The organism is Oceanobacillus sp. E9 (assembly GCF_001741975.1).
Classification (GTDB): domain Bacteria; phylum Bacillota; class Bacilli; order Bacillales; family Amphibacillaceae; genus Oceanobacillus; species Oceanobacillus kimchii.
The window spans coordinates 135,429-158,088 of sequence record NZ_LSNA01000005.1; the positions used below are offsets into that span (position 1 = coordinate 135,429).

General features: G+C 34.6%; 17 protein-coding genes. 16 read left to right on the forward strand and 1 reads right to left on the reverse strand.

The window, feature by feature from the left end; genetic code table 11:
- The first annotated feature begins 82 nt into the window (after window positions 1-82).
- The 8 genes from dnaE to AQ616_RS04415 all read left to right on the forward strand — a co-directional run bounded on the left by dnaE (window position 83) and on the right by AQ616_RS04415 (window position 10,933).
- Window positions 83-3,409 carry a DNA polymerase III subunit alpha gene (dnaE, locus tag AQ616_RS04380; protein WP_069685160.1) on the forward strand — a complete coding sequence of 1,109 codons (3,327 nt, stop codon included), beginning with the start codon at window positions 83-85 and terminating at the stop codon, window positions 3,407-3,409.
- A gap of 122 nt (window positions 3,410-3,531) precedes the next feature.
- Window positions 3,532-4,767, forward strand: coding sequence for an NADP-dependent malic enzyme (gene ystJ / locus AQ616_RS04385; protein WP_069685161.1), 1,236 nt, complete (start codon window positions 3,532-3,534; stop codon window positions 4,765-4,767).
- 15 nt (window positions 4,768-4,782) lie between these two features.
- Window positions 4,783-5,391 (forward strand): FadR/GntR family transcriptional regulator, encoded by a 609-nt coding sequence (locus AQ616_RS04390; RefSeq protein ID WP_069685162.1) that lies wholly within the window; start codon window positions 4,783-4,785, stop codon window positions 5,389-5,391.
- A gap of 88 nt (window positions 5,392-5,479) precedes the next feature.
- On the forward strand, window positions 5,480-6,373 hold the full coding sequence (accD, locus tag AQ616_RS04395) for an acetyl-CoA carboxylase, carboxyltransferase subunit beta (RefSeq protein WP_039819636.1): 894 nt from the start codon (window positions 5,480-5,482) through the stop codon (window positions 6,371-6,373).
- Window positions 6,370-7,323 carry an acetyl-CoA carboxylase carboxyl transferase subunit alpha gene (gene accA / locus AQ616_RS04400; protein ID WP_017797284.1) on the forward strand — a complete coding sequence of 318 codons (954 nt, stop codon included), beginning with the start codon at window positions 6,370-6,372 and terminating at the stop codon, window positions 7,321-7,323. The genes accD and accA overlap by 4 nt, the downstream gene beginning before the upstream one ends.
- A gap of 172 nt (window positions 7,324-7,495) precedes the next feature.
- Window positions 7,496-8,455, forward strand: coding sequence for a 6-phosphofructokinase (gene pfkA, locus AQ616_RS04405; protein ID WP_017797283.1), 960 nt, complete (start codon window positions 7,496-7,498; stop codon window positions 8,453-8,455).
- A 161-nt stretch (window positions 8,456-8,616) separates the two neighbouring features.
- Window positions 8,617-10,377, forward strand: a complete 1,761-nt coding sequence (gene pyk, locus AQ616_RS04410) for a pyruvate kinase (protein WP_017797282.1) — start codon at window positions 8,617-8,619, stop codon at window positions 10,375-10,377.
- A gap of 160 nt (window positions 10,378-10,537) precedes the next feature.
- The gene (locus AQ616_RS04415; protein ID WP_017797281.1) at window positions 10,538-10,933 is read left to right on the forward strand and encodes an FxsA family protein; all 396 of its coding nucleotides are present in this window, start codon (window positions 10,538-10,540) and stop codon (window positions 10,931-10,933) included.
- On the opposite strand, the gene ytvI is transcribed toward AQ616_RS04415, so the two are convergent.
- On the reverse strand, window positions 10,934-12,094 hold the full coding sequence (gene ytvI / locus AQ616_RS04420; RefSeq protein WP_346421594.1) for a sporulation integral membrane protein YtvI: 1,161 nt from the start codon (window positions 12,092-12,094) through the stop codon (window positions 10,934-10,936).
- Window positions 12,095-12,451: 357 nt separating this feature from the next.
- On the opposite strand from ytvI, the gene citZ reads away from it, so the two are divergent.
- From citZ to coaE, 8 genes are all read left to right on the forward strand, one after another.
- Complete coding sequence (citZ, locus tag AQ616_RS04425; protein ID WP_017797279.1) at window positions 12,452-13,573, forward strand: citrate synthase; 1,122 nt, start codon at window positions 12,452-12,454, stop codon at window positions 13,571-13,573.
- 52 nt (window positions 13,574-13,625) lie between these two features.
- Window positions 13,626-14,894: an NADP-dependent isocitrate dehydrogenase gene (icd, locus tag AQ616_RS04430; RefSeq protein ID WP_017797278.1), complete on the forward strand. Its 1,269-nt coding sequence runs from the start codon at window positions 13,626-13,628 to the stop codon at window positions 14,892-14,894.
- A 114-nt stretch (window positions 14,895-15,008) separates the two neighbouring features.
- Complete coding sequence (gene mdh / locus AQ616_RS04435) at window positions 15,009-15,947, forward strand: malate dehydrogenase (RefSeq protein ID WP_069685164.1); 939 nt, start codon at window positions 15,009-15,011, stop codon at window positions 15,945-15,947.
- 325 nt (window positions 15,948-16,272) lie between these two features.
- Window positions 16,273-16,965, forward strand: a complete 693-nt coding sequence (locus tag AQ616_RS04440) for a response regulator transcription factor (RefSeq protein ID WP_017797276.1) — start codon at window positions 16,273-16,275, stop codon at window positions 16,963-16,965.
- On the forward strand, window positions 16,965-18,326 hold the full coding sequence (gene pnpS, locus AQ616_RS04445; RefSeq protein WP_017797275.1) for a two-component system histidine kinase PnpS: 1,362 nt from the start codon (window positions 16,965-16,967) through the stop codon (window positions 18,324-18,326). Before AQ616_RS04440 ends, pnpS begins: the two co-directional genes overlap by 1 nt.
- Window positions 18,327-18,474: 148 nt before the next feature.
- The gene (gene polA / locus AQ616_RS04450) at window positions 18,475-21,117 is read left to right on the forward strand and encodes a DNA polymerase I (RefSeq protein WP_069685165.1); all 2,643 of its coding nucleotides are present in this window, start codon (window positions 18,475-18,477) and stop codon (window positions 21,115-21,117) included.
- Between the two features lie 13 nt (window positions 21,118-21,130).
- Window positions 21,131-21,976: a DNA-formamidopyrimidine glycosylase gene (gene mutM, locus AQ616_RS04455; protein ID WP_017797273.1), complete on the forward strand. Its 846-nt coding sequence runs from the start codon at window positions 21,131-21,133 to the stop codon at window positions 21,974-21,976.
- The gene (coaE, locus tag AQ616_RS04460; RefSeq protein ID WP_069685166.1) at window positions 21,973-22,572 is read left to right on the forward strand and encodes a dephospho-CoA kinase; all 600 of its coding nucleotides are present in this window, start codon (window positions 21,973-21,975) and stop codon (window positions 22,570-22,572) included. The genes mutM and coaE overlap by 4 nt, the downstream gene beginning before the upstream one ends.
- Window positions 22,573-22,660 lie beyond the last annotated feature (88 nt).

The following is a 22,660-nucleotide window of genomic DNA, read 5'->3' on the forward strand; positions in this document are numbered from 1 at the left end:
ATGCGAGATGAAACCAAACCGTATACATGTTCGTTCATTGCTTGTTATAATTAATTTGTTAAGAATCAAAAGGCGGGATTATATGTCATTTACACATTTATATATAAAATCGGGATATAGTTTAATGGAAAGTACAATAACTATTCCTAAATTGATAGATAAAGCTAAAAGAGAAAAATATGAGGCTTTAGCTCTAACGGATGTCGGTGTACTCTACGGGGTAATTTCTTTTTATCAAGCATGCATTGCTAATGGAATTAAGCCGATTATTGGTCTGACAGTAATGATCAAGGACGAACAATTAAATGAAACGGTTCCATGTATTCTTTTGGCGAAAGATAATGAGGGATACAAGCAACTAATTGCATTGAGTACAAACATAAATACGAATGGAAATGCAGAAGTAAAAAAATCGCTATTAAAAACCTACACGAATAATATTGTTGGCATATTACCAGCTACCTCATTTATGGAAAAATCTTCATCCGAGGAATTAATGACTTATATTTCTTCTTGGAGCAGTCTTTTTTCACGTGACGATTTTTATGTTGGGGTAGATCGACGTAGTTTAGATATAATTCAGTCATTACAATCACTTTCAATCCCTTTAACAGGTATACAAGAAGTTCGTTATCTTCATGAGAATGATGATATAGCTTATGATTGTCTTCAATCAATTCGTTATGGAGAAAAGTGGGACGGGACCAAAATAAATCCAAAAAATAAACAACTTCATTTTAGTACAAAAGAAGAAATGGAGTCATTATTTCAATATATTGCGCCGGAAGCTCTAGCAAACACAGAAAGAATAAAAGAAAAATGCAATTTGGAAATTGATATGAATGAGCGATACATCCCATCCTTTCCTGTGCCTAATTCACTCACTGCAGATGATTATTTAAAACAACTATGTAATAGCAAAATTGACGAACGTTACAAAGAACGTGATGATCAGATTATAAATCGATTAAACTATGAATTAGAAATTATACAATCGATGAATTATAGTGATTATTTTTTAATTGTTGCTGATTTTATTCAGTATGCAAAGGATAATCAAATTGCTGTTGGTCCAGGTCGTGGCTCATCTGCAGGATCTATAGTTGCCTATCTATTGGGAATAACCGAAGTAGATCCTTTAGAGTATAACCTACTATTTGAGCGATTCTTGAATCCAGAACGTTTATCCATGCCAGATATAGATGTTGACTTTTCAGATGTCCGCAGGGATGAAGTAATAGATTACGTTAGAGAGAAGTATGGACAAGACCATGTTGCGCAAATTATTACTTTTGGTACATTTGCAGCAAGATCTGTATTAAGAGAATTAATGAAAGCATTGGATATTCATGAAATGGATATGAATTACGTCATGAGGGAAATTCCATCGCAATCAAATCGGACACTTACAGAAATACTGCAAGAAAAAGAAGAGTTAAAAGCGTATGTGAAGCAATCACCTAAATTAAAGTTATTGTTTTCCATAGCTGTAAAAATAGAAGGAATTCCAAGAAATATTTCGACGCATGCAGCTGGGGTAGTCATAAGTAAGAAAAAATTAACCAATCATATTCCATTAACAACTGGAACCAATCAAACTTATTTAACACAATATGCAATGGGTGAACTAGAAACAATTGGTTTACTGAAAATGGACTTTCTAGGACTTCGTAATCTCTCCTTAATTGAAAAAGTGAATAAAGCCATTACTTATAGCAAACATCGTCCGTTACAGCTTGATGATATTCCGGAACAAGATGAAGCTACTTATCAATTATTGAGAAAAGGTCATACCAATGGGGTTTTTCAATTAGAATCGGATGGAATGAAGAAGGTTTTACAAGATTTAATGCCTTCTACTTTTGAAGATATTGTTGCAGTAAATGCATTGTATCGACCGGGTCCGATGGATTTTATCCCTGTCTATATTAGAAGAAAGAAGAATTTAGAACCAGTTAGCTTTCCACATCCTGATTTAAAGCCAATTCTTAGTAAGACGTATGGAGTGCTTGTATATCAAGAACAGATAATGCAAATTGCTAATACAATTGCTGGGTTTACATTAGGAGAAGCAGATATACTTCGTCGAGCTGTAAGTAAGAAGAAAGAGTCGGATATATATAAACAAAAACAAGTATTCATTACTGGTTGTATAAATAATGGGTATGACAAAGAAGTCGCAGATGAAATATTCAGTTGGATAGTGAGATTTGCAAATTACGGCTTCCCGCGTAGTCATGCTGTGGCGTATAGTAAAATTTCTTATCAATTAGCTTATTTGAAAGCACATTACCCTAGTGCTTTTTATGCTGAATTAATTAGTGGAGTTCGTAATCAACAAGAAAAAATTAATACTTATATCCAGGAATTCAAAAAACTTAATGGCAATATACTTCCGCCAGATATTAATAAAAGCTTTGGAAAGTATGTGGTAGAAAGAAATGATATTCGCATGGGACTAAGTGCCATTAAAGGTATTGGCATACAACCAATACAAGAGATTATTCAAGTTCGCAAGGAAGGTACTTTTAAAAACTTTTTTGATTTCTGTATGCGAGTTAATCTAAAAGTAGTTTCTAGAGCCATTATTGAAAATCTTGTGCTTGTAGGGGCATTCGATTCCATTTATAGTAATCGTGCTAGCTTACTTGCCTCCATAGATCAAGCGATCGAACAAAGGGAACTATTTAAAGAATTTTTGGATCAACCGAGTTTATTCCAAGATCAGTTAGAAATGGTGGAAAGTTATACAGAAATAGAAGATTTCACGAAAATAAAGAAATTGAGTGATGAAAAAGAACTTCTTGGGTTCTATGTCTCCAGTCACCCACTAAAAGAATATCGTAAACAGTTACGAAGAGCAGGAAAAATCACTCTATCTCATGCTATGAAATTAGTAAATACTAGAAAAGTTATACATGCAGTAGTAATTGTTGATACAGTGAAAGTTATTCGTACTAAACGCGGAGAAAGGATGGCCTTTCTAACGATAAGCGATGAAGAGTCTGAGATGGATGCTGTATTATTCCCTGATTTATTTAGACAGATAAGTAATAAGATTGAAGAAGGCATGTTATTACAAATATCTGGAATAGTGGAAGATAGAAAACAAAGACTGCAATTAGTTATTCAATCAGGATTTCCCTTTCAAGCAGGTGATATTGAAGTACATGAATCGATTGGGGAAGTTTTTATACGGACACATTCTAGTAAAAGAAATCAGGTTATAGAAAAACTGAGACAACTAGCTGAGTTTGAACCTGGGGCAGTATCGATAATTGTTTATGATAGAGATTTAAATCAGTCTTATCAGCTCTCAGAAAACTATTCTTTACGAGTTGATAGTAAAATTCAGAAACAATTAGAAAGCTTTTTTGGTAAAGAGAATGTAGTATTTAAATCATATTGATGACTTTACACAGTTATATCATTTGTTATAATATAGAGGTCACAAGTGGTCAGACCACTTGTGGTATCGCAATTTTATAATATGAATTACCGATAACGAAGTCTAAAAGGAGAGGTATTCTTATGGCAAACTTAAGAGATGAAGCTTTGCATTTACATAAAGTAAAGCAAGGTAAATTAGAAATAAATACAAAGGTTCCCGTAGAAGATGCAAAGGATTTAAGTTTAGCTTATTCTCCTGGTGTAGCAGAACCATGTAAAGAGATTTATGACCGAAAAGAAACAGTTTATGACTATACCATGAAAGGCAACATGGTTGCGGTAGTAAGCGATGGATCAGCGGTATTGGGATTAGGAAATATCGGACCAGAAGCAGCACTACCGGTAATGGAAGGAAAAGCAGTCTTATTTAAAGGTTTTGCTGGAGTTGACGCTTTCCCAATATGTCTAGATACTCACGATGTAGAACAGATAGTTCAAACAGTGAAATTATTAGAACCAAATTTCGGAGGAGTAAATTTAGAAGATATAGCAGCTCCAAATTGTTTTATTATTGAAGATAGATTAAAGAGTGAGACAAATATTCCTATTTTTCACGATGATCAGCATGGTACAGCTATTGTTACAGTAGCTGGATTAATTAATGCATTAAAACTGGTAGGAAAGAAATTTTCTGAAATTAAAGTTGTAGCAAATGGAGCCGGAGCGGCTGGTATTGCAATTATTCGTTTATTACAAAGCTTCGGCGTACGAGATATGATCATGTGCGACTCTAAAGGTGCAATATATGAAGGGCGTCCTTACGGAATGAATACGGTAAAAGACAGTGTTGCTAAGTATACCAACGCTAACAAAGTCGAAGGTAGTCTTTCAGATGTACTTGAAGGTGCAGACGTATTTATTGGTGTGTCTGTTGGTGGAGCTTTAACAAAAGATATGGTAAGAAGCATGAATGATGATGCAATTATTTTCGCAATGGCAAACCCAGACCCAGAAATTCTTCCAGAGGATGCAAAAGAAGCAGGAGCTAGAGTTATTGGGACAGGACGTTCAGATTTTGCCAACCAAGTAAACAATGTATTGGCTTTTCCTGGTATTTTCCGAGGAGCATTGGATGTTAGAGCGACTAGAATAAATGAAGAAATGAAAGTAGCGGCTGCTGAAGGGATAGCTACATTGATTTCCGATGATGAGTTACATGATGATTATGTTATCCCATCACCGTTTGATGAAAGAGTTGCACCATTGGTAGCTTCACATGTTGCAAAAGCTGCAATGAGTACTGGAGTTGCTAGAATGAATGTAGATCCCGAAGAAGTAGCAGAGAAGACAAGGAAGCTAACGCAACAGAAGAAATAAGGAGTGAATCCCCGCATGCCAATAACAAATAAACAAAAGGTTTATCAAAGCGTGATTAAGGAATTACAGCGCTATATAGAGATAAATCAATTAAATGCCGGGGACAAGCTTCCTTCTGAGAGAGAACTTTCAGATAAACTTAATGCTGGAAGATCTTCCATAAGAGAAGCTTTACGAGCATTAGAATTAATAGGATTAATAGAAACAAGGCATGGTGAAGGTACATTTCTTAATTCTTATCAATCCTTTCAAACAGTTGAATTACTATCTTCTTTCATCTTGACTCAAAATAATATAAAGCATGAAATACCTTGGACCAAGCAAATAATTGAAAAAGAAGCAACTAAACTTGCGATGGAACATCTTACTGAAATGGATATAGAAGAACTAGAGAAAATAGTTCAATTGTATAAAGAAGATGATAGATTACATCATTATTTCTTTTCCTTTTTGTTAAAAAAGACGAATAATTTATTGATGAATCGAATTTGGATGCTCTTAGAAGAGTTCTCATCTACTGTGCCAAAACAGTATTATATCGATGGATTCTATCCTCGATTGATTAAGGTTATTCGGGATAAAGACTACGGATCAATTGAATCCATTTTCACGAACCCTTCTTAAAATTAAGTATATACAAATTTTTTATTAATACTCGACGAGTTTCGATACTTTTTTCAGTTAATTATCTATATAGTGGTTTTAATACCGCATGTCCAGGTGTACAAAAGGGGGAATAGACTTGCTAATAAAAGATCTTTTCGGCAAGCGAAAAAAATATGCATCCATTCCAAGTGAAAAAGCAAAGATGGATGTACCTGAAGGTTTGATGCAAAAATGTTCAAACTGCAAAAAAATATACTATCGTAAAGAAATGGTAAAAGCTTTACAAGTATGCCCTAATTGTGGTTTTCATCATCCTATGACAGCATGGGACCGAATCGATAGTTTATTTGACAACGGAACATTTGAGGAATGGGATAAAGAGATTACATCAGCAAATCCATTAGATTTTCCTGAATATGAAAGTAAAATTGCGAAAGATCGTGAAAAAACATCTCTTACTGAAGGCGTGGTTACTGGTAAAGGAAATGTAAATGATGTCCAAATTGCTTTTGCAGTCATGGATTCTCACTTTCGAATGGGAAGTATGGGATCTGCGATAGGAGAGAAAATAACAAGAGCAATTGAAGCAGCAAGAGAAGAATCAATTCCATTTGTAATCTTTACTGCCTCTGGCGGTGCTCGTATGCAAGAAGGTGTTTTAAGTTTGATGCAAATGGCCAAAACATCTTTTGCGGTAAAACGATTTCGAGACAGCGGGGGACTAATGATCTCTGTAATGACACATCCAACTACTGGTGGTGTTTCTGCAAGTTTCGCTTCTATTGGAGATTATAATTTTGCGGAACCTGGTGCATTAATTGGTTTTGCAGGCAGAAGGATTATTGAACAGACTATTCGTGAGAAGTTACCGAATGATTTCCAAACTGCAGAGTTTCAATTACATCATGGGCAAGTAGATAAAGTAATCCATAGACAAGATATGAAGGATACACTAAGCAAGTTACTTAAAATGCATGTGGATGGGGGACAACCCAAATGACTCCAATACTTGATTTTGAAAAACCGATTGTAAATCTCAAAGAAAAAATAGTAGAATTAAAATCGTTCACTGAAAATAGCGAGATAGATTTAACTAAAGAGATTGAAACGCTAGAAGAAAGATTAACTAAACTTGAAGAAGATATTTATGGAAATTTAAAACCATGGAATAGAGTGCAGATGGCAAGGCACCCTAATCGTCCGACAACATTAGATTATATTGAACGGATTTTTACAGATTTTATTGAGTTTCACGGCGACCGTTTCTATGGAGAAGATGAAGCAATAATATCAGGTATTGGATATTATAAAGGTTTTCCAGTCACAGTAGTAGGACATCAGAGAGGGAAAGATACAAAAGAAAATATTCGAAGAAATTTTGGTATGCCACATCCTGAAGGATACCGTAAAGCATTACGACATATGCAACAAGCAGAGAAATTCAATCGACCTATTATAACGTTTATTGATACAAAAGGTGCTTACCCTGGTAAAGCTGCTGAAGAACGAGGACAAAGTGAAGCAATTGCAAAAAATCTGATGGAGATGGCGGGTTTACAGGTTCCTATAATATGTATCGTTATTGGTGAAGGTGGTAGTGGAGGAGCACTCGGTCTTGGTGTTGGAAATCATATTCATATGTTAGAGAACTCTACATATTCCGTGATTTCACCAGAAGGTGCTGCAGCGATTTTATGGAAGGATTCTACACAAGCCAAAAAAGCAGCTGAATCTATGAAGATTACTGCACAAGACTTAAAAGAATTAGGTATAATAGATCAGGTGATTTCTGAACCTAGAGGTGGAGCTCATCGGGATGTTGATTCGCAAGCAGATTTGATTGATAAGGTAATAAATGAATCTTTAGAAGAATTAATACAGCTTTCCTCAAATGAGTTAGTAAATAAGAGATGGGAAAAATTTAAACAAATGGGGACGTTTATGTCTTAATAAATAAAAGGCTGATAAAAATTTTTATATCAGCCTTTTATTTTTGCGAGAAATTTTGTAAAATGAGTAGGTTGTGGGGTTTATGATTGATATTTAGAGTTTTTTTCTTTATCTTTAAATATATAGTTAGTACTTTGGCATTTAATGATTATTTAATTGGGGTGAACAATTCATGAAAAGAATAGGAGTATTAACAAGTGGCGGTGATTCTCCTGGTATGAACGCTGCTATTCGAGCTGTTGTTCGTAAGGCGATCTATCATGATCTAGAAGTATACGGCATTAAAAATGGCTATCAAGGATTAATGGATGGTAATATTGAAAGAATGACATTGGGATCTGTTGGTGATATTATTCATCGCGGAGGAACCATACTCTTTTCTGCCAGAAGTGAGGAATTTAAAACCGATGAGGGTCAATTTCGAGCAATCGAGCAACTTAAAAAGCATGATATAGATGGATTAGTTGTTATTGGGGGCGATGGAAGCTTCCAAGGTGCAAAAAAATTAACTGAAAAAGGTTTTCCATGTATAGGTGTTCCAGGAACGATTGATAATGATATTGCAGGTACAGATTATACAATTGGTTTTGATACATCATTAAATACAATTATTGATGCTGTTGATAAAGTACGAGATACAGCCACATCACATGAAAGAACTTATATCATAGAGGTAATGGGAAGAGATGCTGGTGACCTGGCGTTATGGGCTGGGTTAGCTGTTGGCGCAGAAAGTATACTAATACCAGAGGAAAAAGAAGAATTTTCCAGTATTGTTCAACGATTAAAAAATGGACATGACCGTGGTAAAAAACATAGTATTATCTTACTAGCTGAAGGTGTTGGTAGTGGCTTTGAATTCGGGAAGCGAATTGAAGAAATAGCACAACTTGAAACTCGAGTAACTGTGTTAGGCCATATTCAACGTGGAGGTTCACCAACAGGACAGGATCGTGTTCTTGCAAGCAGGTTGGGAGCTAGAGCAGTAGAACTATTGATTGAAGATCAAGGTGGCAGAATGGTAGGAATCCAAAAAAACGTATTAGTGGATTATACATTTGATGAAGTGTTCAACGTTGAACATACAATTGATAAAGGAATGTATAAACTGTCTAAAGAATTATCAATCTAAGTATATGAATCAATTTCATCGTTGATAAGATCCATGTAACATTTGAAATGGAGTAAACTACAAGTAATATTTGGATCCAAATACAAGATAACTGTTGTTGAAATGGGTTCATATAAGTGAGTTAACCAGGAATTATGCAGCAATATCAAGGAGGATATATAATGAGAAACACAAAAATCGTATGTACAATTGGTCCTGCGTCAGAATCAATTGAAAAATTAGAGCAACTTATAGAAGCTGGAATGAATGTAGCTCGTCTAAACTTTTCTCATGGAGATTATGAAGAGCATGGTGCACGTATTGAAAATATCCGTAAAGCGGCTAAAAACAAAAATAAAACGGTAGCTATACTCTTAGATACCAAAGGACCAGAAATTCGCACAGGGAGCTTTAAAGAGGGTAGAGCAGATCTTATACAGGGTAAACCAGTGACCATCGCCATGGATGAAATAGAGGGTACGGCCGAGAAATTCTCTGTTACATACCAAGGACTTATTAATGATGTACATGAAGGTTCAAAAATTCTATTGGATGATGGACTTATTGAATTAGAAGTAAAATCAATTGATAAAACTAAAGGTGAAATTCAAACAATCGCACTGAACTCTGGAGAAATCAAAAACAAAAAAGGTGTTAATGTTCCTAACGTTTCTGTAAACCTTCCTGGCATAACAGAAAAGGATACTAATGACATTATATTTGGAATCGAACAAAGTGTTGATTTTATTGCTGCATCTTTCGTACGTCGAGCTTCAGATATTCTAGAAATTAAAGAAGTACTTGATCAACATCAAGCACAATATATTAAAATTATTCCTAAAATCGAGAACCAAGAAGGTGTCGATAATATCGATAGTATTCTTGAAGTAAGTGATGGATTAATGGTAGCTCGTGGAGATTTGGGAGTGGAAATACCAGCAGAAGATGTACCATTAGTACAGAAAAAATTAATCAAGCAATGTAATAATGCTGGAAAGCCAGTAATTACTGCTACACAAATGTTAGATTCTATGCAGCGTAATCCGCGTCCAACACGTGCAGAAGCATCAGACGTAGCTAATGCGATTTTTGATGGTACAGATGCAATTATGCTTTCTGGAGAGACAGCTGCTGGAACTTATCCAGTAGAGTCTGTACAAACAATGAGTAATATTGCATTAAAAGCTGAATCTGCGTTGGATCATAAGCAAATGTTAGAAGAGCGTTCACAATATGTGGATATGACCATAACGGAAGCAATTAGTCAATCAGTTACACATACAGCTTCCAATTTAGATGTTGATACAATTATCACACCAACTGAAAGCGGACATACTGCTAGAATGATTTCTAAGTATCGTCCAAAAGCTTCTATTTTAGCTGTTACATTTAACGAAGTAGTAAATCGTCAACTTTCCTTAGTTTGGGGAGTGCATGCTGTTTTAGGTAAACCAGCGACGTCTACAGATGAAATGCTAGAAATTGCTGTTGATAAAGGGTTAAATACAGGCATCTGCAGTAGAGGGAGCCGTGTCATTATAACAGCAGGTGTTCCTGTTGGAGAAAGCGGAACAACTAACTTGCTCAAAGTTCACGTGATTGGTGATGTGATTGCTAAAGGACAAGGAATTGGCAGAAAAAGTGCATATGGACATGCCGTATTTGCTAAATCGAATAAAGAAGCTTTAGAAAAAGTACAAGACGGTGATATTCTAGTCACATACGCTACAGACAAAGAAATGATGCCTGCAATTGAAAAAGCAGCAGCAATTATTACAGAAGAAGGTGGATTAACTTCTCATGCAGCTGTTGTTGGATTAAGTCTTGGTATTCCTGTTATTGTAGGGGTGGACAATATATTTGAAATCCTTCAAGATGGACAAGACATTACAGTTGATGGTAACCGTGGAGATATCTACGCTGGACATGCAGGTGTATTGTGATTTAAAATAAATAGTTGTAAAGGTTCCTGCCATTCTAAGGCTAGGAGCCTTTTTTCGATTCATTAAGATTTATCTGTTTAACAATTTTAGGATAATGCTATCACCAAATTTCTTTCTAGTTATTTCCCGTGATAAAATAAGGATGAAAGGATGATTACAAATGCAATTAAGATTTTTCTTGTTATTGTTAATAGTTATTCCGGCTCTTGAAATAGGAACGTTTATATGGTTAGGTAATTTAATAGGTCCATGGTGGGTTGCAGGATTAATTATTGCAACTGGGTTATTTGGATTTTATTTTGTACGACAGCAAGGAGCTGAAACATTTAGAAAAGCTCAACTACAAATGCAACAAGGATATGCACCTACAGAAGAATTAATGGATAGTATTGCTTTGTTTTTTGGAGCCATATTACTCATTTTACCTGGGTTTATTTTGGATGTAGTGGGACTAATTCTTGTATTACCTTGGACAAGGAACTTGATTAAACATCAATTAAAACGATTAATGACACGTATGATGGGGAAAGGAACCATTATTTATCGACGTTGGTAATTATCCCTTGATATATTTAAAAACCAGATGGAATACACCAGTTTCCATCAATCCTTTAAAAAGAACAAGTAAAATTGGGGAAAGAAATATGCCTATAAACCCGAGTACTTTTAGACCTATGAACATCCCGATAAGCATCACCAGTGGGTGAATACCAATCGACGAAGACAATACTTTTGGTTCAAGGATTTGTCGGAGTATAACAACAAATCCATAAAGTATTGATAGCCCGATTGTTAACGTATAATTACCTGTAATAAAACAAAACATTATCCAAGGAATAAAGATAATCCCAGTACCTACGTATGGGATTATGTCTGCAATGGCAGCAAACAAAACAATTGTTAGCGCATGTTCTACTTGCAGAATTAATAACCCGATAAGTATAATACATGCTGTCGTAAATACTAGTATTAATTGCGCACGAAAATAGCCGACCACCGCAAGTTTAAAATGGGAGGCTATTTTATTTTGAATGGATTGTATGTGAGTAGGAAAGGCCCCCTTGAAAAATGAGTGAATACGATCCATTTCATAACTAATCATGCAAGAAGCAATAAGTATAAAAACAATGTTAGTTACAGAACTAGGGATGGCAGCAATGAACATTGGAATATTACTTATTGCTGCTTGTAGAAATGAGGCACCTCCAGATGCAATTAAATCACTAATTGTGGCGATATAGTTTTTAACGGTCTCTTGATACCCTTGATCTAATGAATCAATATAAGAAAGAACTTTTTCATACATAGGTAAAATATGAGTATTGAACATACTCTCTAAATATAAAACAAATTGTTGATAATGATTTGGGATCTTATCAGCAAGAAAAATGGTACCTTGGTATAATTCTGTAATTGCTAAAAATAATGCACCTGTACAAATTGATAAAAAACAAGCAACAGTAATCACTATAGCTGGAATTTTAGGAAATTTCATTCTTTTTTCAAACCAAAGAACTATTGGTTGAAATAAGAGAGCAAGTATGTATGCAAAAAGAATGGGATATATGAACGGAAAGCTATAATATATAACAACTATGATAGTTAATATTGATCCGATAACGAGAATAGCTCTAAAAAACTTTTGAAATACTTCAGTACTCATAGATAATTTCCCCCATTTTTTATCTTGCATGTAACTGACAGCAAACCATAGCATTATGAAGTTTCACTTTATAGCTTGTACTAGTTTATGAAACAAGAGTCAAAAAAAGAAGCAATATTAAGCATTGAAGGCTATAATGAAAGGAAAGCGACATAACGTCGTCTTAATTAGTAGATTTAAGTAAATATTAAAAAATTAAACGGTTTCATTTCACAATCAACGAATAATACTTTATAATGAGACTTGGGGTAGACAAAAATAGGCTCTTTTTGTCAGATTTATAGATTAAAATTGACATTCTTTGCTAATATGAGAAACAATGGTTAAGAAGGAATTAGCCTGTAATTGTCTTGTTTTATAATTCGCATTCTTAGTAATGCTTGAATATTTTTTAAAAAGGAGAGGGTTATTTTGACAGCATCGACAAAGGGGTTAGAAGGTATTGTCGCTACGCAGTCATCGATTAGTTCGATTATTGATGATCAGCTATCCTATGTAGGGTATAGAATTGATGATTTAGCTGAAAATTCAAGCTTTGAAGAGATTATTTTTCTACTTTGGAATCAAAAATTACCAAATAAGTCTGAATTGGATGAATTAAAAACTCAATTGGCTGAAAATATGGAAATACCTGATGCAATTATTGATCACTTACGTTCCTATGATTTAAGTACGGTTCACCCAATGGCTGCATTACGTACTGCAGTATCATTGCTTGGGCTTTATGATAATGAAGCTGATGTTATGGATGAAACAGCTAATAAACGAAAAGCGGTGCGTATTCAAGCGCAAATAGCAACGATCGTAACTTCTTTTTCTCGCATTCGTAAAGGTCAGGAACCGGTAAAACCAAAAAAAGACTTAAGCTATGCAGAAAACTTCTTATATATGCTTAATGGTAAAGAACCTGAAGATATCGAAATAGAAGCAATTAATAAAGCGTTAGTACTTCATGCTGATCATGAACTGAATGCATCTACTTTTACCGCGCGTGTATGTGTAGCAACATTATCTGATATTTATTCAGGTATTACTGCAGCAATTGGAGCATTAAAAGGACCGTTGCACGGTGGTGCGAATGAAAACGTAATGAAAATGTTAACTGAAATTGGTGATGAGGAAAACGCTATTCCTTATATTGAAGAAAAATTAGCTAATAAAGAAAAAATTATGGGTATGGGGCATCGTGTATACCGTACAGGAGATCCTCGTGCTAAATTTTTACGAGAGATGTCAAAAGAACTTACAAAATTAACAGGGCAACAAAAATGGTATAATATGTCAGTTAAAATAGAAGATTATATTAAAGAAAATAAAGGGCTTCCTGCAAATGTAGACTTTTACAGTGCATCAGTATATCATAGCCTAGGTCTTGATCATGATATATTCACACCTTTGTTTGCTGTAAGTCGTACTTCAGGTTGGATTGCTCATATTCTAGAACAATATGATAATAATCGCTTAATTCGTCCACGTGCAGAGTATACAGGTCCAGAATTACGTGACTATGTTTCTATTGAACAAAGAGGTTAATATAGATACACTAAAGAAGATACATTGCGAATAACATTTGGGAGGTATTGTAATGACACAGGGAGAAAAAATTGTAGTAGAAAACGGAAAAATGAATGTACCTGATACACCGATTATTCCATTTATTGAAGGAGATGGAACAGGACCGGATATTTGGGCTTCTGCTCAAAAAGTTATAGAAGCAGCAGTTGAAAAGGCTTATGATGGGAAGAAAAATATTGAGTGGCTGGAAGTATATGCTGGTCAAAAAGCATATGACAAAACTGGTGAATGGTTGCCAAAAGATACACTTGATAAAATTAATGAATATAAGATTGCTATAAAGGGCCCTTTAACTACACCGATTGGTGGAGGTATTCGTTCTCTTAATGTAGCATTACGTCAAGAGTTAGATCTATTTACATGTTTACGACCGGTACGTTACTTTGAAGGGGTTCCTTCCCCGGTTAAACGTCCAGAAGAAGTAGATATGGTTATTTTCCGTGAAAATACTGAGGATATCTATGCTGGAATAGAGTGGCAAAAAGGATCCGACGAAGTAAAAAAAGTAATTAACTTCCTAAAAGAAGAAATGGGAGTAAAAAATATTCGTTTCCCAGAAACGTCTGGAATAGGTGTGAAACCAGTTTCTGAAGAAGGTACGAAGCGATTAGTGCGTTCAGCGATTGACTATGCACTTAATGAAGGTCGTAAAAATGTTACTTTAGTACATAAAGGTAACATCATGAAATTTACAGAAGGTGCATTTAAAAATTGGGGTTACGAAGTAGCTGAGCAAGAATACGGTGATAAAGTATTTACTTGGGCAGAGTATGATCGTATTGTAGAAGCAGAAGGTAAGGAAGCTGCTAATAAAGCACAAGATGAAGCACTTGCTTCTGGTAAAATTCTTGTAAAAGATGCAATTGCTGACATTTTCTTACAACAAGTTCTTACTCGTCCAAAAGAGTTTGATGTTGTTGCAACAATGAATTTAAATGGTGACTATATTTCTGACGCACTTGCAGCACAAGTAGGTGGAATTGGAATTGCACCTGGAGCGAACATCAATTATGATACTGGACACGCAATTTTTGAAGCAACACATGGTACTGCACCTAAGTACGCAGGGTTGGATAAAGTAAATCCTTCTTCTGTTATTTTATCTGCTGTACTTATGTTAGAACATTTAGGTTGGAGAGAAGCTGCAGACTTAATTACTAAATCAATGGATAAGACGATTGGTTCAAAAGTAGTAACATATGACTTTGCTCGCCTAATGGACGGTGCTACAGAGGTAAAATGCTCTGAATTTGGACAAGAACTAATCAAAAATATGTAAAGCAAGAAATGAATAATTAAGTAGGAATAAGAATTAGAGATTCGGTTAGAATTCATTCTTATTCCTACGCTTTTCATTTGTGAAATTAGATTTTACGATAAAGGAGAAATTACGATGGGTTTAAAACGTAAAAAGATATCAGTAATCGGTTCGGGTTTTACTGGTGCAACAACTGCTTTAATGGTCGCGCAGAAAGAATTAGGCGATGTTGTATTAGTTGATATACCTGATATGGAAGATCCTACAAAAGGAAAAGCGCTAGATATGGCAGAAGCTGCTCCTGTTCAAGGGTTTGATGCAAAAATTACTGGTACATCTAATTATGCTGATACAGAAGGTTCTGATCTAGTAATTATTACTGCTGGTATTGCTCGTAAGCCAGGAATGAGTCGTGATGATCTAGTAAATACAAATGCTAATATTATGAAGTCGGTTACAAAAGAAGTTGTGCAATATTCGCCAAATACAACTATTGTTGTATTAACTAATCCAGTGGATGCGATGACATATACAGTATTTAAAGAGTCCGGATTACCAAAAGAACGTGTAATTGGTCAATCGGGAATTTTAGATACCGCACGTTTCCGTACATTTGTAGCAGAAGAACTTAATCTTTCCGTCAAAGATGTAACTGGTTTTGTACTAGGCGGTCATGGTGACGACATGGTCCCGCTAATTCGTTATTCTTATGCTGGTGGAATCCCGTTAGAAAAATTAATTTCTAAAGACCGTTTAGACGCAATTGTTCAGCGTACTCGCACAGGAGGCGGAGAAATTGTTAATCTATTAGGTAACGGTAGTGCTTATTATGCACCGGCAGCTTCCTTAACTGTGATGGCAGAAGCGATATTAAAAGATCAACGTCGTGTATTACCTACGATTGCATATCTTGAAGGTGAATATGGATATCAAGATATCTATTTAGGTGTTCCAACCATTATAGGTGGAGAAGGAATTGAAGAAGTTATTGAGTTAGATTTAACAAAAGAAGAAAAGGCACAACTTGATAAATCTGCTGATTCTGTAAAAAATGTATTAAATGTACTTCAATAAACAAGTATAAGAAAACTGCTCTATAAGTCTACAAATAGACATATAGAGCAGTTTTTGCTCCTTTTAACTATTTACTAACATACATCAATTTCAAAATAATATATGTTTTATAAAACCGAATGTTGTTCTGTTTGATTTTCAATGCAGACAGTAGCTTTTTAGCAGGCATAGCTTCAACATACTAGTTTATCAATATCAAATACTCTTGAACCATGTTAAGTTTTTTTAACATTTTGTGATTCGTTATGCGTTGCTGGATAATAATGATAATATAGAAGTATGAGTTGGTAATAATTTGGGTATGGATATGCTAGGGGGACTATTGATGAGCAAACGAATATTAATCGTAGATGATGAAGAGTCTATTGTAACTTTACTAAAATACAATATGGAAAATTCTGGTTTTGAGACTGATGTTGCTTATAATGGACAAGACGCGATTAATAAGGCAGAGTCAAGCATGTATGATTTAATCGTATTGGACTTAATGCTTCCTGAAATTGATGGTATGGAAGTTTGTCGCACATTACGGATGAACCAAGTAAATACACCAATTCTTATGTTGACCGCAAAAGATGAAGAATTTGATAAAGTACTTGGTCTAGAAATGGGGGCAGATGATTATCTAACGAAACCATTTAGCCCTAAAGAAGTAATTGCTAGGGTGAAAGCAATTTTACGACGATCGCAATTATCTAATAACACCGGGTTTCACGTATTGAAAATTGGGGAACTAAGTATATATCCAGAAAGATACGAAGCGGAAATGAGTAATAATATCATTACATTCACTCGGAAAGAATTTGAATTGTTGTATCATCTAGCAAAACATAAAGGAAAGGTGATATCAAGGGATCAATTATTGAGTAGTGTATGGGATTATGATTTTATAGGAGACACACGAATCGTAGATGTTCACATTAGCCATCTTCGAGATAAAATAGAACCTAATTCTAAAAAGCCAGTATATATCAAAACTGTACGTGGCTTGGGCTATAAAATGGAGGAGCCTGTTTAATGAAAGTAATTTTTTCTAGAACGTTACTTCCAAGTATGATTATAACTATATTGAGTTTATTATTAACTGGTTGGCTGATTGTTCAAGCTGAGTCTAATTGGATTATGGTTGTTGCTGTATTAATAGTTCAATTTATGATTATCTCGATACTATTTATACAATTTTATAATCGTTATACAAGACCTATTGGAAAAGCTACAAAAACAGTAGATCGGCTTATAGAAGGAAACTATAGTGCTCGATTTTATAATGGTAATAGTCCGGAAATGGAAGAACTAAGTGTAAAAATCAATACATTAGCTAGAAATATGAGCGAAATTGCAATACAAGAACAAATGCAATCAGAACAATTAACAACAATTGTAGATAATATGCAAAGTGGATTAGTTTTAATTGATGAAAAAGGCTATGTCCATGTTGTAAATCGAAAGTTTCTTCAAATGTTTGGTGAGGAAGAAAGTAATTATAGAGGACATCTTTATTATGACGTGTTTGAAAATGAAAACGTACATGAAACAGTCCAGAAAACTTTTTTATATGAAGAAGCTGTTAAGGAATCGTTTGTTCATCGAGTGGGATTAAACAAAATTTACGTAGAAGTTGTTGGTGCACCGATTTTTAATGAGAGAAATATGTTAAAGGGGGCAGTACTAGTACTATACGATATTACTGAACTAAAAAAATTAGAGAATATGCGTAAGGACTTTGTAGCGAATGTATCCCATGAGCTTCGTACACCAATTACGTCTATTCGTGGTTTTGCTGAAACTTTATTAGACAATGAAATAGAGGATCCTGCTACGAAAGAATTTATGGAAATTATTTATAAAGAAAGTCATCGATTACAATTGTTAATTGAAGATTTACTTGCTCTTTCTAGATTAGAAAGAGAAGATTTTCGGTTATTAATAGATAGTTATGATGTGAAAAAAATGGTGGAAGAAATATTGCCGACACTTCAACAAAAGGCAGAAAAGAAAAATCTAACCTTCAATCTAGAAATTCCAGATCAACTGACAATGCGAGCGGATAAAGATCGTATGAAACAAGTGTTAATTAATTTGGTTGATAACTCGATTCATTATACACCAAGCGAAGGAGATATCTGCTTAACTATTTCAGAGGAAAAGGATGCTATCCATTTTCAAGTAAAAGATAGTGGAATTGGTATGGATGAGAAATCACAAACTAGAGTCTTTGAGCGATTTTACCGAGTAGATAAAGCAAGAAGTAGAAATACAGGTGGAACCGGTCTAGGCTTGGCAATTGTAAAGCATATTGTAGAAGTTCATAAAGGAAAAATAGATGTAGAGAGTACCTTGAACGAAGGGACTACTATTCATATCTATATACCAAAGTAAACGAAAAAGAGTTGACGTTGTATTAGATCGTCAGCTCTTTTTGTATTCGTAAAGTAAAGAAAACATGAAACTTACGTATTTTTTCCTTTTCTTGAATGAGAATGCTAAAATAGAGCTAAGGATTTAGAATGAGAGGATGGTATATCGAATGTCAAATAAGTTAGTGCTCATTGATGGTAACAGTATTATCTATCGATCCTTTTTTGCGCTACCTTTGCTAAATAATGATAAAGGTATTTATACCAATGGAGTATATGGATTTACTACAATGCTATTGCGTATTCTAGAAGAAGAGAAACCAACACATATGTTAGTAGCTTTTGATGCGGGTAAGACAACATTTCGTCATTCAACATATAAAGAATACAAAGGTGGACGTCAAAAAACCCCACCTGAGCTTTCTGAACAATTTCCTGTTCTTAAAGAATTACTGGATGCTTTCTCTATTAAATATTATCAGCTTGACCAATATGAAGCTGACGATATTATCGGTACTTTATCTAAACAAGCAGATAAAAAAGATTGGGAAGTTACAGTAATTTCAGGAGATAAAGATTTATTGCAACTTGTTTCTGAACAAGTAACTGTAAGTGTTACGAAAAAAGGAATTAGTGATATTGAAAAATATACTCCATCCTACATGATGGAGAAAATGGAGATAACTCCAAACCAGATTATCCATTTAAAAGCCTTAATGGGTGATAGTTCAGATAATATTCCAGGCGTTCCTGGAGTAGGAGAAAAAACTGCTACAAAATTACTTAAACAATATGATAGTCTTGAAAATGTTTACGAGCACCTAGATGAAGTATCTGGAAAAAAATTAAAAGAGAACCTGACCAATCATCGCGAAGATGCCTTTATGAGTAAGGAATTAGTAACGATTAATCGTGATTCACCTATAGATGTGTCGCTTGAAAACATACCGTATAATGGATTTCAATCTACGACAGTAATTCAAATGTTTAAGGATCTTGGTTTTCAATCACTGTTATCTCGAGTTAGTGAAGATACAGGGAATGACTTCGAAGAACCTAAAAAAGAGATGGAGTCTATTAAGTTTGAAGTTGTGGAGAATGTAACGAAAGAAATATTTACGGATAGTGATGCGGTGTATATTGAAATGCTTGGTGAGAATTATCACCTTATTCCAATTGAAGGAGTAGCTGTTGTTAATAAGGAGAAGGCTTCTTTTATCCCGACAGATATTGCGCTAAAATCTGATATATTTAAAGCATGGGCAGAGAATCCACAAAAAAATAAAATTGTTTTTGATGCGAAAAGAACTAAAGTTGCCTTGCTTCGCAACAAAATAAATATGCAAGGAATTATTTTTGATTCCCTCCTAGCATCTTATCTATTAAATCCGTCTGAGAATAATCATGATATACCAGCAATTGCTAATCGAAAAGGTAGAACGGATGTTCAATTTGACGAAGAGGTATTTGGAAAAGGTGCAAAACAAAAAGTTCCTGAAGCTGAAGTTTTGAATGAGCATGTTGTTCGTAAAACACAATTATTATATGATCTCTATCCCGAAATGGAAGAAGAACTTGGTAATAATGAACAATATGATTTATTAAAAGAATTAGAAATGCCATTAGCACTTATCCTAGCTGAGGTAGAACACTATGGTGTTCAAGTAGATATTGATAAGTTAAAAGGGATGGGTGAAGATTTAAAAAAAAGACTAGATGCGCTTGAACAAGAAGTTTATAAACTAGCCGGAGAGACATTTAATCTAAACTCTCCTAAACAGCTGGGACCAATCTTGTTTGAAAAATTAGGATTACCTGTTATTAAAAAAACGAAGACAGGTTATTCTACTGCTGCAGATGTATTAGAACAACTTGAAAATGAACATGAAATTATACCAAAACTGTTATTGTATCGCCAATTAGGAAAACTACAGTCAACTTATATTGAGGGATTATTAAAGGTTGTGCGTAAAGATACAAGTCGAATTCATACAAGATTTAACCAAGCTTTAACCCAGACAGGTAGGCTGAGTTCGATTGAACCAAACTTACAAAATATACCTATTCGTCTCGAAGAAGGTAGAAAAATTAGACAAGCTTTCGTACCTTCTAAAGAAAAATGGATTATGTTTGCTGCTGATTATTCTCAAATTGAGCTTCGTGTTTTAGCACATATAGCAGGAGACGAAAAACTAATTAAAGCATTTAAAGAAGATACTGATATCCATACGCAGACTGCAATGGATGTGTTTCATGTAGAAGCAGACGAAGTAACATCAAATATGCGAAGGCAGGCGAAAGCAGTAAATTTTGGTATTGTTTACGGTATAAGTGACTATGGTTTATCACAAAACCTCGGAATTACTCGTAAGGAAGCGAAAAAATTTATAGAGAGGTATTTCAATAGTTATCCTGGTGTAAAAAGTTATATGGATGAAATTGTACAAGAAGCAAAGCATAAAGGGTTTGTATCAACAATTATGAAGCGGAGAAGATACTTGCCAGATATTACAAGTAGAAACTTTAATATGCGTAGTTTTGCGGAACGTACAGCAATGAATACCCCTATCCAAGGTAGTGCTGCAGATATTATAAAAAAAGCAATGATTGATCTTGACCATCGACTGAAAGAAGAAGATTTACAAGCAAAATTATTATTACAAGTACACGATGAGCTTATCTTAGAAGCACCAGAAAATGAAATAGACAAATTAAAGGAAATAGTGCCCGATGTAATGGAACGCACTGTGGAATTGGATGTTCCTTTAAAAGTTGACTATTCCTATGGAAAAAGCTGGTTTGATGCAAAGTAAGGAGAAGAAATAAATGCCTGAATTACCTGAAGTAGAAACTATAAAAGAAACATTGAAACTTTTTGTATGTAATAAAACAATCAAACATATTGATATTGAGTGGCCAAATATAATTAAATATCCAGACGATGTTGAGGAATTTAAAGCATTAGTTACAGATCAAACAATCCGCTCGGTGGGGAGAAAAGGAAAATTTCTTTTGTTCTATCTAGATGAACATGTAGTTATCTCCCATTTGCGAATGGAAGGGAAGTATAGTGTTCATTCACCAGGCGATCCAGTAAAAAAGCATACGCATGTAACGTTCTACTTTTCAAATGGAGAAGAATTACGTTATAACGATGTTCGGAAATTCGGGACAATGCATGTCTATCCAATTGGTGAAGAGTTTATGCATAAACCATTAAGTCAACTTGGTCCTGATCCATTCGATAATTCGTTTAATTTAGATTACTTTTATGAAAAATTAAAGCGTACTGATCGATATGTAAAAACAGCTTTGTTAGATCAATCAATCGTTACTGGACTAGGAAATATTTATGTGGATGAGACTTTGTTTCGAGCAAATATTCATCCCTTAAAACGCTGCAGTAAATTGACAAAACAGGAAGTGAAAAAGTTACAAATAAATGCAAAAGAAACATTACAAGATGCTATTAAAGCTGGAGGTACCACTATTCGTAGCTATGTAAATACCCAAGGGGATATGGGGATGTTTCAGCAAGATTTATTTGTTTATGGACAAGATTCCAAACCGTGTAGAGTTTGTGGAGCAGATATTATTAAAATGAAGGTTGGTGGAAGAGGAACCCACCTATGTCCAACTTGCCAACCGAATAAACAAGGTGTGAGAAAATGACAGTAGTTATCGGTTTAACAGGTGGAATAGCAAGCGGTAAAAGTACGGTCTCATCAATGTTTCAAGCAAAGAATTTTCCTGTAATTGATGCAGATTTAATTGCACGAGAAGTAGTTGAGCCAGGGGAAAGAGCATATGATCAAGTTGTAGAAGCATTTGGGAAAGAGATTATTAAAGATGATCATAAGATAAATCGTCCCAAATTAGGATCAATTATTTTTACAGATGAAGATAAAAGAAAGCAACTAAATGCGATAGTTCACCCAGCTGTACGAAGTCGGATGCTATCCATACGAGATGATTATATCAAGAAAGGCATGCCTTGTGTTGTGTTAGATATTCCTTTGCTATTTGAAAGTAACTTAACTCATCTCGTAGATAAAACATTAGTTGTTTATGTAGATGAAGATGTACAACTTTCACGATTGATGAAGAGAAATGGTTATAGTGAAAAAGAAGCTTCCGATCGGATAAAAGCACAAATGCCTCTAAAAGAAAAGGCTAATTTAGCAGATATCTTTATTGATAATAATCATTCAATAGAAGAGACGAAAGTACAGTTAGACCAAGTTTTACAAACATGGGGTATTGGTTAATTAATTCACCAGAGTAACTTGTGAGGATCAACGTTCACAAGTTACTCTGTTTTCTAATAGATAAAAAGTTATTTATATAGCTCGTTGG

Excerpts from the sequence above, each read along its gene's own strand:
- accD (WP_039819636.1), top strand. The coding sequence starts at position 5,480 with ATGTCCAGGTGTACAAAAGGGGGAATAGACTTGCTAATAAAAGATCTT.
- mdh (WP_069685164.1), top strand. The coding sequence starts at position 15,009 with ATGGGTTTAAAACGTAAAAAGATATCAGTAATCGGTTCGGGTTTTACT.
- pfkA (WP_017797283.1), top strand. The coding sequence starts at position 7,496 with ATGAAAAGAATAGGAGTATTAACAAGTGGCGGTGATTCTCCTGGTATG.
- mutM (WP_017797273.1), top strand. The coding sequence starts at position 21,131 with ATGCCTGAATTACCTGAAGTAGAAACTATAAAAGAAACATTGAAACTT.
- pyk (WP_017797282.1), top strand. The coding sequence starts at position 8,617 with ATGAGAAACACAAAAATCGTATGTACAATTGGTCCTGCGTCAGAATCA.
- AQ616_RS04390 (WP_069685162.1), top strand. The coding sequence starts at position 4,783 with ATGCCAATAACAAATAAACAAAAGGTTTATCAAAGCGTGATTAAGGAA.
- pnpS (WP_017797275.1), top strand. The coding sequence starts at position 16,965 with ATGAAAGTAATTTTTTCTAGAACGTTACTTCCAAGTATGATTATAACT.
- AQ616_RS04415 (WP_017797281.1), top strand. The coding sequence starts at position 10,538 with ATGCAATTAAGATTTTTCTTGTTATTGTTAATAGTTATTCCGGCTCTT.
- icd (WP_017797278.1), top strand. The coding sequence starts at position 13,626 with ATGACACAGGGAGAAAAAATTGTAGTAGAAAACGGAAAAATGAATGTA.
- accA (WP_017797284.1), top strand. The coding sequence starts at position 6,370 with ATGACTCCAATACTTGATTTTGAAAAACCGATTGTAAATCTCAAAGAA.
- ytvI (WP_346421594.1), bottom strand. The coding sequence starts at position 12,094 with ATGCTATGGTTTGCTGTCAGTTACATGCAAGATAAAAAATGGGGGAAA.
- ystJ (WP_069685161.1), top strand. The coding sequence starts at position 3,532 with ATGGCAAACTTAAGAGATGAAGCTTTGCATTTACATAAAGTAAAGCAA.
- polA (WP_069685165.1), top strand. The coding sequence starts at position 18,475 with ATGTCAAATAAGTTAGTGCTCATTGATGGTAACAGTATTATCTATCGA.
- dnaE (WP_069685160.1), top strand. The coding sequence starts at position 83 with ATGTCATTTACACATTTATATATAAAATCGGGATATAGTTTAATGGAA.
- AQ616_RS04440 (WP_017797276.1), top strand. The coding sequence starts at position 16,273 with ATGAGCAAACGAATATTAATCGTAGATGATGAAGAGTCTATTGTAACT.
- coaE (WP_069685166.1), top strand. The coding sequence starts at position 21,973 with ATGACAGTAGTTATCGGTTTAACAGGTGGAATAGCAAGCGGTAAAAGT.